Raw genomic sequence first — 13,871 nt, 5'->3', positions numbered from 1 at the left:
TTTTGAGGAAAACATTTCGTTTTAGGCCTCTTGATTACAATAAAAAAAATGATTCACAACAAGTTACCCATAACATCAGGTTTTGCATTTTAATGATCTTTTAATCTTTGCTAAAGTATAAATAATTAATTATATAATTTAATTAAAGTAGCATCTGCATGTTTAATAAATCAAACAAAAGCAAATAACCAATTGAAAAACAAATCATTAAAATCAAATAAGAATAGATTGATAATTCGATCACAAGGGATTCAATATCCATTAATTTATAGATTTGAGAAATAAATATAATAAAATCATTTAATTATAATTTAAAAGTATGGCAAAAATCACAACTTACACTGTTGACTCTGCAAAACGCCGCATTATCACAGTTAAAAACATGGAAGAGCTAGGAATAACAGATGAATTAATTCAGAATTTTTTGAAAAAAAAAGTAAATGAATTAAGAAGAATTAAAGTAAATGAAAATGGAACGTCTGTTCGGGATAGTAAAGATCAAGAAATCCCGTTATGGCCGGTAGGAGTATCTATAAACGATAAAAAATTTGGCAATTTTCCTGATCCAAACGCTGCACAACGAGGATGGATTGCTTTTTTTGAAATTGGAGCTCCTTTGCTTGAAGAAAGATCAAATATCATTCCCCCAGTAGCGGATATAATATCTACCAGAACCTATGACAATAGGTCGAGTGAGGTACGTCAGTTTTCTGATACTATTGAATTTACTGTAGGAAATACAATCTCTTGGAGTTTGGAAGGGATGGGAAGTTTCACTTTTGGAGGAAAAATTGAAGGGGGATTGCAGGCACAAATATCACAAACTATAGAGAAAAGACTGGAAGAGAGTTTGGCAAATAGTTTAGAAAAAGGGCTGAACCATAAAGATCATAATCATAAAGACGATATAGGTACCGAAGATGAATCTGAAGTTAAGACAAAAACTGAATATACCAGCAGCAATTCAGGCATGACAAGTTTCACAGCGACAGGTACTGCTACTGGTCTTGGAGAGTTACATGCAGAAGTAGCACTTTCTTTGACAGGTACAATTTCTGGTACAGTAACAACATCATGGAACTCAATTTCTAATGTTTCAGGAAATATTCCCGCCAACTCCCGTGTTGAGACCTTGGCCACACAAAGGCGTCAGGTGAAACAATTTACTTATGAAGTACCTATTACATTTGATGGATTCATTGCATTGAATTATGATGAATTAGTTTTTCCTATTTCTAATGGGGAGGGGCCACCACTTGCGAATATCAATTCTAACATTCCATCTAAAGTAATTCCTGTTAATATATCTTATTTAGATCTTAATTCAGCAGAGAGAAATAAGCTATACAAACCAAAAGGAATAGCAGAAACAGTATCAGCTCTGGATGTAAATCATTCTATTTTCGATATCAAGCAACTTAATAGACATGAAAATCAAAAATTTGGAACAGAGCGTCCTCACAATTTGTAATCAATATAACTTATAAAAAAAACAATATGGCATTTCCAGATATATTCAATTTTGGCCGCAGTATAGCTGCCGGGGGAAGTAAAGCAGAAAAAATACTTTCAGAATTCATACCAACAGAAGAAAATGAAGCAATCAATATTCCTCCTCATGACCCGTTTAAACCCGAAAAACCTGCTCGACAGGATCCGAAAATTGTGAGAGAAACATCTCCACAAGCAGTTATTATATTCGATTTCATAAGTTCTGCAGTAACTTCTGACATGAAACAATCTAGTGATAATGTAGAAAAATCAATGGGTGACCCTTCATCAGTAGTTGATCCAGCCGCAAGAGGCATGGGTAAAGCCAGAGAAACTTCTGATAAGGTTAAGGGTGATTGTCCTACTCCTAAAGATGCATCAATTACTTCTCCACCTAAACCTAAGGATGTAAAACCAGAGGGATGGAATGATGTACCCCAACCTAAAAAATAGGCTAAGAGTAAGCATTTAATCAGATGTCTTTATCAAAAAGACTATAATTAGCAAAACCTCAGATCAAATCTGAGGTTTTGTTAATTAAAAACATGATGTTTTTTAAAAGTTCTCATTATCCTTATCGGATTCTAAAATTTCGTTCTTATAGGAAGAAATCTTAAAGATAGTTTTTAACCCATATGAATACTATCTAAAATTTAAAAGTATTCGCAGGAAATACTTTGTTTACATCAACCTTGTTGAGTAACATTACGTAGTCCCCGTCTTTTTTAAGGCTCGAAGATTCAATTCTGAAAGGCATTACTATATTTCCTACTTTTTTAAAATCGGAATACACTAGCGTTTCATCTTTTTTCACTTCTTTTATCAGCATATAAGTTTTTGTATCAAAATAATACATATTCTTATTTACATTCTTGGTCAGTTCTACTTTATGGCAGTAGATCTCTCCTACTTTTTCTTTTCCAAGGTATTTGGCATCAAACCCTTTATTTTCCCAGTCTATGAAGTCGTTATCAAAACTTTCCGGCACATATTCAGGATATACCTGAAGTTTATTGGCGGCATAGTTCATTGCATACCCTTTGGTTCCGTCAAAACCTTCAATTGCATTTTCTTTTCCTCCGGTAGTAATCAATGTTTTGGTAAGATTTGGACGCTGCTGAAAAATTCTTATTGGATATTCATCTTTGATTCCCAATACCACTTTTCCCTGAAGCAAAACCGAATTCAACAATTTCCAATTGGTTAGCCCTCCGGATAATTCAATGTTTTTGTCTATAATCTCCTTTGCGGTCTGCGCGAATGTCAAGTGCGAAAATATCAGTCCAAATACTAATAGTAACTTCTTCATTAATTTTATTTATAAATTCAAATATAGGGGGATTTATGTAAAATTGCAAAAAAGGTGAAGGGCCCAATCAGCGAATTGGCTTTTTGACCTTCAGCACTCCTTTAAATCAACTTTCTGGCTTTTTCAAGATCTTCGGGTGTATCGATGCCTACTCCTACGAAATTGGTTTCTATCATTTTGATTTTCATTCCGTATTCAAGATAGCGGATGCATTCTATTTTTTCGGAAATTTCCAATGGTTTCATTTCAAATTTTGAGAACTGCAGCAGCGCTTCTTTTCTGAAAGCATAAACTCCAATATGTTTAAAATAGCTTACATCATAGGAAACTTCTCTATGAAAAGGAATTGCAGAACGGCTGAAATACAGAGCAAAACCGTTGTTATCAGTAATCACTTTTACATTATTCGGGTTTTCAATCTCTTCTTTTTCATGCAGCTGTATTTTTAAAGAAGCTAAGGAAATTTCCTCTTGCTCATCATGTTTAAAAACTTCGATCAGTTGATGTAAAGGTTCCAGCTTAAGGAAAGGTTCATCTCCCTGAACATTGATCACGATATCGCAATCTATATTCTGTACTGCTTCAGCAATACGATCGCTTCCTGTCTCATGCTGTCCTGTCATTACGGCTTTCCCACCGTTTTTTACAATTTCATCAAAAATAATTTCTGAGTCTGTTGCCACAAAAACCTCATCAAATAGTCCTGTTTCCACTACATTCTGATAAGTGGTGGTGATAACGGTTTTTTCTCCTAAAATCTGCATTAGTTTTCCCGGAAAACGACTTGCTTCGTAACGTGCAGGAATGACAGCGATTATTTTCATTCAATAAAAATATTAAGTAATTCTCTTTAATTCAATAGGTTTCATTCCAGTCTTTACAAAAGCTGTAATGATCTTTTTATATTGAGATCAAATGTAGTGAAAAGTATCTTATTTACTCTACAAAACAGAGATTTCAGCAGTTTAGAAAGAGAGTTTTACCCCTACCATATTATATTCCCATTGGCGGGATGCCACAAAATTGAGATTATATTTTGTTTTTCCAATTGTTCCTTCTGATGAAGTATATCTGCTTTTTGATATGGTTTTACCAATAAAATATCCCATTAACAAGGCTAAAGGGTAATCTGAAGCCCAGTGAACTTTACTCTGCATCATTTGAAAGCATAATGCTCCTGCCAGCGTATATCCTACAGGTTTGATCCATACTGCATCCGGATAGTTATCTGCTATTACCGTGATACCTGCCATAAATGTCGTTAAGTGGCCCGATGGCATTGCATCATAATTTGAGGTGTTTTTACTGAATGCTGAAAAGCTTGGAAACGGATTCCACGCTCCTCCTTTATGGCCATATTCTTCTGCAATAAACGGGCTTTCTCTTCCGGTAATTCTTTTAAGGGTTTGGGTAAAAACTCCGGAAAGAATTAAACTTTCCATTAAACCACTGGCGGTTGCCTGAGCTCTGTAGTCATTTTTGATCAAACCATAGGTTCCGAAACCAATACCTAACAACACTAATGTAGACCCGTTTCCGATCAGGTACAGTGCAGATCCTACATCTTTAGGAATTTTAAAAACACCTCCTACTTTGTTATAATTGTTATCCTTATCCATTCCCCATCTTTCTGCCAACTCTCTTGAATTGTCAATCAGTTTCTGGTCAAATGGCAGGAGAATCACCGTCGCTGCAACAGCACCTCCCAGGTAATAAGCATGGTCTTTTGCTACAAAATCTTTATTGGTATTGATAAAGTTTCTGGGTAATTTGGTTACAAAATCAAATAATTTGGGCTTTGGGTAAGTTCTGACAGTACCGTCTTTTAGGGTGTAGGTCTGTACTTTTGGTAAATCAATTTCCTTTGGCAGTTCTTTTACCTTCAGTGTATCAACCTCTTGTGAGCATACCAATATTGAAACTGGTAAGAGTAGAAATCTCAGTTTTTTCATCGTGTAATTTTCGACTTTATTATATTTAGGTGTGTGTAAAAGTCCAAAGTTAGCTCCTAGCTGAGTTTCCTACAAAGTATTTATTTAATTTTTAATATTTATTTAATTTTTTTAGATTAAATACTATAATCTGATGTGTTGTTTAGTTAACATACTTGATCCAAAAAATAATTCCATAGATCCAAAAAACATATAATGAAGAATATAAAAATCCGAATCCAAGGCTTTTTACTATGTTTCCTTTACATTTTCCTGAGTTTTTAAATACTAATCTCAAAGCCCGGAAAAAAATCCAATACAACATAGCTGCCAAAAATAAGACGGATGACCAAAAGAAAAGTCCTAGAAAATATAAAAGGAATATCAGTACAATGGAAAATACAATCCATACAATAATAGAAAGTAGAGCACCTCCTATTCCATCGCCTACAGCTGGAGGATCAAAATCAAATGTATCAATTTTGGGGGTTTTATCAGAATACCGCTTTATTCTTTCTTGGGTTAAAATACTTCCTATATTGTCTTTTAATTTTAAACCGTAATACAACCCTGAAGTGATAAACAGAAAAAAAGAACCTGCTAAAATAGAGGTTGATACAATAGAATTCTGAAATAATGACCGGTGGTCTCCTTTACCTGAAATCCAAACACTTAGAATCACTATTGTTATTATCGCCAGCGTAGAAAAAAATAAATATTTTGTTTCAAGAAAAGATTTTCGGGGAAGTTTCATGGTTTTTCCATTGTATATGAAAAAGCTTCAACTCCGCTCAGCGTGACACGGCTAATACGATTGGTTTGTTTTAACAATGTCATGCCGAACAGAGTCGAAGCATTTATTTTATGTAAAGATTACTTTAAATTGTTCAAAGCACTTTCCAGTTTCGGAAGCATTACTTTGATCTCATCAACAGCCAATCCACCTACAGAAGCACGGAACCAAGGTTCAGATTTGTCTTCTCCGAAGGCTGAGAAGGGTACTAAAGCCACTCCTGCGTCATTGATCAGGTAGAATACAAGATCTGAAGAGTTTTCAATGACTCCTCCATCTGGTTTTGTTTTTCCGATATAGTCTAATTTGATGGTAAGATAAAGTGCTCCCATCGGCTCAATACTATCTACAGAAAGTCCTTTTCCTTTTAGATCCTGAACTCCGTTGTGAAGAACTTTTAAGCTTTCTTCAAGTTTAGCTTTAAAATCATCAACGAAAACATCTACATTTTCTGGATTTTCATAGAACTTAGCCGTTGCTTCCTGTTCTGGTTTCGGTGCCCAAGCTCCAACGTGGGTAAGAAGCGCCTTCATTTTATCAAGGATATGAGAAGGACCGAATCCCCAACCTACACGTACTCCAGTTGCAGCAAGGCATTTAGAAATACCATCGATATAGATCGTATAGTCTTTCAATTCAGGGAAAAGTGATACGGGATCTACATGCTCAGCGCCGAAAGTAAGGTTAGAATAGATCTGGTCATACATTAAATATAACGGTTTTTCATCTTCTCCTCTTTTTTTGTTTTCAGCGATTACCAGTTCACAGATCTCGGAAAGCTGTTCTTTTGTAAACATTGTTCCTGTAGGGTTCAATGGTGAACACAATGCTAATAATACAGCTCCATCCAAATGAGGTCTCAAATCATCTGCAGTTGGAAGGAAATTGGTTTCTGGTTTTGTTTTTACTTCTACAGCGTTGGCTGAAGTAAGGTAAGCATAGTGATTGTTATTCCATGATGGTGTAGGATATATCACTTTATCTCCTTCATCTACGATGGTTTTGTATACAGCATAGATCAATGGTCTTGATCCTGCAGTAATCAGGATATCTTCAGGAGAATAGTCCAGGTTCCATCTTTTTTTAAGGTCTTTGGAAACTTCTTTTCTTAAAGATAAAAGTCCGTTTGCAGGAGGATAGTTCGTCAGATTATTCTGATATGCTTTCTGAATCTCTTCCTTCAGCAATGCCGGAATAGGATAGATATTAGAATTCAGATCACCAATAGTAAGATTGGCAATTTCTGCTCCCTTTGCTTTTAGATCATTTACTTCGTTACCAATTTTTACAATTTCAGAACCGATCAGGTTCGCTGCTAATTTTGAAACTTTCACTTTTTTCTTATTTAAAATTTACTATTATTATCGCTCTCCATTAATTCTCTCATCTATTTGATCTACCGGCGTTTGTGAATCAAAAAGGGAGATTACTTCTTTTGCTTTTTTTGCGGTATTGGAATTCGGATATTTCTTGATTATCCTGTTGAATTCCGCTCTGTTTTCATCGTTTAGTTTTCCGGTTCCTTTGTCCTGCTCTCTTTCGTAGGTGGGTGTGTTATCCATTCCTAAAAGATAATCGGACAAATAGTAGTTATAATCCTGTTTTACTGTTTTTATCAGCTTGCTCTTAGGATATTTATTCATAAAATTTTCCCAGAACATAAGCCTGTCTCCCAGCTGTTCCCAGGAAATTATCAATCCTGCATCCGCTGCATAATTGGTTTCACTTTCTTTGTCGGTCTGTGAAATATATACTTCATAATCCGGAGTCACTTTATTCTTAAAAATAGAAGAATAATATCCCGGGATGGTCCATATTTCGGTCATTCCTTCCCCTACTTCCCTAAATTCAAGACCTGCTTTTTTCAGTTCTGAAGCTATTTTTTTGACATTGTCCGGAAGATTGTATTGGTCCTTATCATAATTATAATAATTCACATATTTATCCAAAACGTTGCTATGCAGGTTCATCAGACATTCTGTATACTTACCTCTTATTTTTAAATAATCTTCGTATACTTTGTCATTCTGTTCCGGACTGTTTCCAGCCATCTCTTTGTCGATTTTGGTACGGTACCATTGAAGAGATCTAATATAATCCTCCGTTTTGTTGGTGGATGAACAAGCTGTGTCTATAGGCTTATACAGATCTTCTTTGGATTCAGTTTGAGTAATCGAATCGTTTACCGGTTTTACTTCCGAAACTGCAGCTTCCTTTTTACAGGAAACTACAGCTGCAGATAGCAAGCAAACTGCTATTATTTTTTTGATCATCTGATGTTTTCAGAGAGTTAGTCCAGTTTCAAATCTGTTTTAACAGCTCCGATTTTAGCTTCCAATGATTTTAATTTATCTCTGAAATCAGCTTCTGAAGTAATATAATCCTTTACAGAAACATAAAACTTAATTTTTGGCTCTGTTCCGGAAGGTCTTACACATACTTTTGTTCCATCCTGAGTGTAATAGATCAATACGTTAGACTTCGGAATATCGTTCATTACTTTTTTCTCGTTTGTAGAAATGGTAAGGCTTGTCTGTTCTTTGAAATCCTTCACTTCTTCTACTAATGAACCTGCCAATTCTTTTGGTGGATTTTCACGGAAGTTTTTCATCATTTCCTGAATTTCTTCAGCGCCTTCTTTTCCTTTTCTTACAATGTTTATCAATCCTTCATAATACATTCCAAGGTCTTCATAGATCTCGATCATATACTGATACATTGTTCTTCCGTTGGCTTTGCACCAAGCTGCAATTTCGCAAGCTAAAAGGATACTTCCACAAGAGTCTTTATCACGAACAAAATCTCCGGTCATAAATCCGAAGCTTTCCTCACCACCACATACAAATTTCTGTGTTCCTTCTGCTTCACGGATCATTTTTCCAATCCATTTGAATCCGGTAAGACCTGCTTTACATTCTACGCCGAATTTCTGTGCAATATCAAAGAAGATATCCGAAGTTACGATCGTAGAACCAATAAATTCTTTTCCTGTAATTCTTCCCTGCTTTCTCCATTCGTTCAGAATGTAATAAGTAAGGATGGTATTGGTTTGATTACCGTTCAAGAGCTGCATTTCGCCATCAAGATTTCTTACTGCAATACCTAATCTGTCCCCATCCGGGTCTGTTCCGATAACGATATCGGCATTGGTAATTCTTGCCAGATCCATTGCCATTTCCAATGCTGCAGGCTCTTCCGGGTTTGGAGAGTCTACTGTTGGGAAATTTCCACTTGGGATCATCTGCTCTCTTACAAGATCTACTTTTTTGAATCCTGCTTTTTCTAAAGCTTTCGGAATAGTAGTATAAGTTGTTCCGTGGATAGATGTGAAAACAATATTTAAATTTTCTTTTCCAACATTCTGATAGGTAGAGTTTTCAAGGCAGGCATCGATATAAACATCATCCTGCTCCTCTCCGATCCATTCGATCAGATCATCATTTCCGTTGAATTTAATTTCTTCAAATTTTACAGAATATACTTCATTGATAATCGCTTCATCATGAGGTGGAACAATTTGTGCCCCATCATTCCAATATACTTTATAACCATTGTATTCCGGCGGGTTGTGAGAAGCCGTTAATACAATTCCTCCGTTACATTTTTTATCACGAACGGTGAAAGACAATTCCGGAGTTGGTCTGTGATCTTTGAAAAGCAACACTTTGATTCCATTGGCTGTCAAAACATCCGCTACCAATTTCCCAAATTCTTTTGAGTTATGACGAACATCATAAGCAATAGCTACTTTGATCTCTTCTCCTTTGAATTGCTGCAGCATATAGTTCGCCAATCCTTGTGTAGCCTGTCCTAATGTATATTTATTCAAGCGGTTGGTTCCTACTCCCATTATTCCACGCATTCCTCCTGTCCCGAATTCCAGCTCTCTGTAGAAAGAATCTTCCAGATCAGGGGAATTACTGTCGATTAATATCTGTACAGCATCTCTCGTTTCTTTATCGAAGGTATCACTTAACCAAAGTTTCGCTTTTTCTAGTGTATTCATATTTATGTCTAAGTTTTTTAAGCTGGAAGAAGGAAGCTGGAAGTTATATCGTGCCTAGCTTCAAAATTCATGCTTTATTTTATTTTTATATTATTTTATTTTATCAATTTTGTTGGAAGCAAATTTCTAATTTTGAAAACAAAAGGTATGAAAAACTAATATTTCTCCCATCCTCCAGCTTCTGGCTTCCAGCCAAATTATTCTAACTTCTTATTCTCGACTTTCGTTGTTTTATCAATTTTGAACGCTCTGATTGGGTCGTTATAATAGATGAATTTTGCAGTATTCTGAACATGTCCTTTCAAAGAATCTTTTACATTTACCTCTGCATAATTCCCGTTTTTAGAATCGATATTCAGGTTGGTAATTTTCCAGTAAGGAGCAATTAAACTAGCTGTATCTGAGATTTTTATAACTGCATCTTTGGATAACCCTAAGAAGTTGGCTCGGCTTCTGTTGTGCATTTCCAATTCTGCTCTTCTGGTATTCACAGACCCCATAAAACTTGCATTATTTTTCATCGTAAGCCTGAAATTATCGGTTTTAATTTCGCTAGAAATATTCACTTCTACAGAGTCTGCAACGGCTACTTTTTCCAGGTTATATTTTGAATAAATAGTCACATTATAGAAATCAACTCCCTTTGTCCCTCTTTTTTCTTTAATAAAAAGTGTTTTGTCTTTTACATCAACATCCAGATTGCCCGCCACATTTGGATAGGTCTCTATTTCAACAAAATTCTTAGGACCTCTGGCATAGAAAACACGAAATTTCCCCTCCAGATCAAGGTTTACGAATTCTGATACATCCACATCTTTCTTTTCAATATTTCCTTTTGGAGAAACTTTTCCACAGGAAACTACTGCCACCAGCATCAATGTGTATAAAACTTTTTTCATATGTAATTTTAAATATTCTTTATTACAATTGCAACGATATTTATTGAAATTCTTAGAACGTTTTTTTACGTCTCTCACAGAACTTTCAATATTATGTTGAACAAAAATAGGATTAAAATTTCTAAAAATCTTTGTCTTTTGACAATAAAATACCTGATAATTTTCAATTTTTGGCTTTTCCGGAAAAGACTATTTCTTATTCGTCTTTTCTTTTACTTTTTTATAAAACCATGTTTTAGGACTGCCAGCCATTGAAAATAAAAGAAGATAATTTTTACTTACACTGGAAATTTTCATTGGGGTTATATTTTCATTGTCATTATATTTCATTTTCAACAGGTTGTTTTCTATCTGATAAGTTCCATTGTTCCCCATTGAACTGAACGTTTTATCCTGATAAAAGGTCAGAATTCCTGTTCCGTATCTGGAATCATTTGTTTGGGTTTTCAGTGTATCTGTATTACGAATTTCCCCATCATAAATATCAATAAACTCCCATGAGCCAGAGAGTTTGTTGGATGAACAGGAAATTACCGGAAATAAAAGAAGATAAAAAAGGATTGATTTGAGTTGAAACATTTAAGTTAAAAGTTTTTATAAAATTACAAAAAGCACCCTGTTAACAGAGTGCTTTTATTTATTAAGATGAAGTTATTATCATTAATTGTGGTCTACTATCATTTAGTTTAAAACCACTAAAAGTACACTAATTTTATACACCAATATCACAAACACCCATAGTGTCATTTGTGAAGCATTCGTGCCATTAATGTTTAAAGATTATATTACTTCGTCAATATTATAATTCTTGTGCTCGCGGTTTGTTCTGATAATCATTTCTCCCAAGAACCCTGCTACAAACAGAAGGCTTCCCATAATCATCATGGTTAAAGCAATAAAGAACCAAGGATTATTGGTTATTAAATGTCCGTATATTCCTCTGGCAACATCAATCAATTTGGAAATACCTAACCAAAGTGCTGAAAGAAAACCGACAATAAACATTAAGGTTCCTACTGCTCCGAAGAAATGCATTGGTCTTCCTCCAAAGCGACTTACAAACCAAAGGGTTATCAAATCCAGAAATCCTCTGACAAATCTTTCGGTTCCGAATTTTGAAGTTCCATAAGGTCTTGCCTGGTGCTGTACTTCTTTTTCAGTAATTCTTCTGAAGCCTGCATTGGCAGCCAATACCGGAATATAACGGTGCATATCTCCGTATACATCAACAGATTTTACAACCTGTCTTTTGTAAGCTTTCAAACCACAGTTGAAATCATGAAGATAAACTCCTGAAACTTTTCTTGCTGCTGCATTGAATAGTTTTGACGGAATATTTTTCGTCATTACATTGTCAAAACGCTTCTTTTTCCAACCGGAAACGATATCGTAATTATCATGAATCACCATATTATACAGTTCCGGAATTTCTTCAGGGAAATCTTGTAAATCGGCATCCATGGTAATGACTACATCACCGTTTGTTCTTTCAAAAGCTGCATGAAGCGCCTGTGATTTTCCATAATTTCTGGAAAATTTAATAGCGTGAATCTGAGGATGCTGTACTTTCATATTCTCAATAATGCTCCACGACAAATCCGTACTACCATCGTCTACAAACCAGATTTCATAAGATAAATTGCTGGTTGTGCATACTTTATCAATTCTTGAAAAAAGCTCTTCCAGAGAGTCTTCTTCGTTCAGTAACGGAATAACTATAGATAAATTCATTTAATTTTAATAAAAATTATTCTTGATTTGTTTCTTCGGGCTGATGTATCGTTCTTGTTCTGAAAAATGCTCCGAAAAACACCGACAAAACTACGTAAAATATAAGAATTGCTGCAAAATATCCTGAAAAATGGCTTACGGTAAGCATATCTTTTCCTTTAACTGCCTCAGGAGTGAAGCTTTGTAATCTTTCTTTGTACTTCTGATCCAGCTCATCAATATCTTTCTGGTGCTTCATAATTTTTCTTGCAGAAGTGTATTCTGTATCCAATTCTGATTTTTGCCTTTGAACGTATTGGTAGTTCAAGAGCTTTTTAGCAGCCGGATCTACAAAGTTTAAAAAAGCATAAATACTGAAGATGGAAAGAATTCCCCCGACAAACATCGGAACAAATGCTCTTTTGAAAGCATCTTTGAATTTTACCACTCTATGGTTGTTCCAATGTGATTTTACAGACCAGAAAGCAGCACCTGCATACAAAAGAGGCAGCACAAAAGCGTTGGCTTTCAAAGAGATATCAAAATAATTGATTCCTGAAAAAAATGTATACACTACAAAGAAAATGATCATTGTAGCGATAAAAAGTATAATTCCTAGTGTTGATGGACTTTTCGTCATGTTTAAATTTTTAGAAAAAAGCTGAAAAATTTTCTCTCTAAATGTCAAGGGTTTAGCTTTACCACTGCATTTTTTCGACTAATTTTTTCTAATAAAGTTTTGAAGTTTATAAAATATTCCTACCTTTGCAACGGCAAGTCCTAAACAACCAGCTCCTGAGAATCCTCCAGGGTGGGAACACAGCAAAGGTAATTGGTCGTAGCGGTGTGATTTAGGTAGCTTGCCATTTTTTTTTGGTTTAAAGTGAGAAGAGAGGTAATTTGATAATTATCTTTTTTTGTTTTTAATACCTTACGCATCATTTTCATTTTTCTAATTTTCAGATTACTTCCGATCTCTTTATTGATTAAAATTCGAACGTCTCGCCTAGTTTTGGTAAAACAAGTTCTACATTTTTATCTGCAAAATGCTTTAATGCACTTTCGTGATTGATTTCAATTGCAGGGAAAGTATCAAAGTGACATCCGATTACTTTCGGTGTTTTCAACAGCTCTGCTGCTGCAAAAGAAGCTTTTCTAGGACACATTGTGTAGTGGCTTCCAATGGGAAGTATAGAAAGGTCCAGGTTTCCGTATAGTCTTGGAAACAGCTCCATATCTGCCATTACTCCAGTATCTCCTGCCAAATAGATATTCTTACCTTCAGGTAATCTGAAAATATATCCTACAGGAACGCCTCCATAGCTTCCATCCGGGAAAGAACTTGTATGGTGAGCCGGAACCATGGAAATTTTAAGATCGTCGATTTTTGCCGATCCTCCTAAGTTCACATCGTCTCTATTTTTAGCCTGTGTGAAATACGCGCATACTTCAGGAACTCCAATGATGGTAGCTTCCGGATAATGCTGCAATACTTCTCCTACATCTGCAATATGATCACCGTGTGCGTGAGTCAACAGAATATAATCGATTTTTTGCGCGGAAATATCAAACCCTGATTCCGCTTTTTTGTAATTGTAGAAAGGGTCACTCAAAATAGTCTTGTCTTTGTACGTAAACAAGAAACAATTTTGCCCTAAGAATTGTATTTTCATTGTAAATTCAGTTTCAATTATTATTAAACACAAATGACTCAAATAATTTCACAAACAGC

The 13,871-nt window shown here is 35.2% G+C and carries 14 protein-coding genes and 1 other RNA gene; 3 read left to right on the top strand and 12 right to left on the bottom strand.

Going from position 1 to position 13,871, the window contains the following annotated elements:
• The first annotated feature begins 319 nt into the window (after positions 1–319).
• Together AC07UM_RS16180 and AC07UM_RS16175 are read left to right on the top strand one after the other, a co-directional pair.
• On the top strand, positions 320–1,471 hold the full coding sequence (locus AC07UM_RS16180) for a hypothetical protein (RefSeq protein ID WP_494684116.1): 1,152 nt from the start codon (positions 320–322) through the stop codon (positions 1,469–1,471).
• Positions 1,472–1,497: 26 nt separating this feature from the next.
• Positions 1,498–1,944 (top strand): hypothetical protein, encoded by a 447-nt coding sequence (locus tag AC07UM_RS16175; RefSeq protein ID WP_494684115.1) that lies wholly within the window; start codon positions 1,498–1,500, stop codon positions 1,942–1,944.
• A 193-nt stretch (positions 1,945–2,137) separates the two neighbouring features.
• Here the strand turns inward: AC07UM_RS16175 and AC07UM_RS16170 are convergent, their stop codons facing one another.
• From AC07UM_RS16170 to AC07UM_RS16120, 11 genes are all read right to left on the bottom strand, one after another.
• Entirely contained in the window at positions 2,138–2,800 is a 663-nt protein-coding gene (locus tag AC07UM_RS16170) for a histidine kinase (protein ID WP_494684114.1), read from the bottom strand.
• 101 nt (positions 2,801–2,901) lie between these two features.
• A complete protein-coding gene (kdsB, locus tag AC07UM_RS16165; protein WP_494684113.1) occupies positions 2,902–3,624 on the bottom strand; it encodes a 3-deoxy-manno-octulosonate cytidylyltransferase in 723 nt (240 codons plus the stop codon).
• A 141-nt stretch (positions 3,625–3,765) separates the two neighbouring features.
• Entirely contained in the window at positions 3,766–4,752 is a 987-nt protein-coding gene (locus tag AC07UM_RS16160) for a phosphatase PAP2 family protein (RefSeq protein WP_494684112.1), read from the bottom strand.
• A gap of 142 nt (positions 4,753–4,894) precedes the next feature.
• Positions 4,895–5,485: a hypothetical protein gene (locus tag AC07UM_RS16155; RefSeq protein WP_494684111.1), complete on the bottom strand. Its 591-nt coding sequence runs from the start codon at positions 5,483–5,485 to the stop codon at positions 4,895–4,897.
• Between the two features lie 119 nt (positions 5,486–5,604).
• Entirely contained in the window at positions 5,605–6,858 is a 1,254-nt protein-coding gene (locus AC07UM_RS16150; RefSeq protein ID WP_494684110.1) for a pyridoxal phosphate-dependent aminotransferase, read from the bottom strand.
• Between the two features lie 27 nt (positions 6,859–6,885).
• Complete coding sequence (locus tag AC07UM_RS16145; protein ID WP_494684109.1) at positions 6,886–7,797, bottom strand: tol-pal system YbgF family protein; 912 nt, start codon at positions 7,795–7,797, stop codon at positions 6,886–6,888.
• A gap of 17 nt (positions 7,798–7,814) precedes the next feature.
• Positions 7,815–9,530: a phospho-sugar mutase gene (locus tag AC07UM_RS16140; protein WP_494684108.1), complete on the bottom strand. Its 1,716-nt coding sequence runs from the start codon at positions 9,528–9,530 to the stop codon at positions 7,815–7,817.
• A 197-nt stretch (positions 9,531–9,727) separates the two neighbouring features.
• Positions 9,728–10,429 carry a GIN domain-containing protein gene (locus tag AC07UM_RS16135; protein ID WP_494684107.1) on the bottom strand — a complete coding sequence of 234 codons (702 nt, stop codon included), beginning with the start codon at positions 10,427–10,429 and terminating at the stop codon, positions 9,728–9,730.
• Between the two features lie 189 nt (positions 10,430–10,618).
• Positions 10,619–11,008: a hypothetical protein gene (locus AC07UM_RS16130; RefSeq protein ID WP_494684106.1), complete on the bottom strand. Its 390-nt coding sequence runs from the start codon at positions 11,006–11,008 to the stop codon at positions 10,619–10,621.
• A gap of 201 nt (positions 11,009–11,209) precedes the next feature.
• Positions 11,210–12,160 (bottom strand): glycosyltransferase family 2 protein, encoded by a 951-nt coding sequence (locus tag AC07UM_RS16125; RefSeq protein WP_494684105.1) that lies wholly within the window; start codon positions 12,158–12,160, stop codon positions 11,210–11,212.
• A gap of 16 nt (positions 12,161–12,176) precedes the next feature.
• Complete coding sequence (locus tag AC07UM_RS16120) at positions 12,177–12,779, bottom strand: DUF4199 domain-containing protein (RefSeq protein WP_494684104.1); 603 nt, start codon at positions 12,777–12,779, stop codon at positions 12,177–12,179.
• 131 nt (positions 12,780–12,910) lie between these two features.
• On the opposite strand from AC07UM_RS16120, the gene ffs reads away from it, so the two are divergent.
• Positions 12,911–13,008, top strand: an RNA gene (ffs, locus tag AC07UM_RS16115) — signal recognition particle sRNA small type.
• Between the two features lie 117 nt (positions 13,009–13,125).
• Here ffs and AC07UM_RS16110 read toward each other — a convergent pair.
• On the bottom strand, positions 13,126–13,812 hold the full coding sequence (locus AC07UM_RS16110) for a metal-dependent hydrolase (protein WP_103234280.1): 687 nt from the start codon (positions 13,810–13,812) through the stop codon (positions 13,126–13,128).
• Positions 13,813–13,871: the final 59 nt, after the last annotated feature.

It is taken from the genome of Chryseobacterium sp. GW821-FHT04C04, assembly GCF_059420365.1.
The sequence above is the reverse complement of the archived record's forward strand: the minus strand, read 5'-3'. Positions and strand labels throughout refer to the sequence as shown.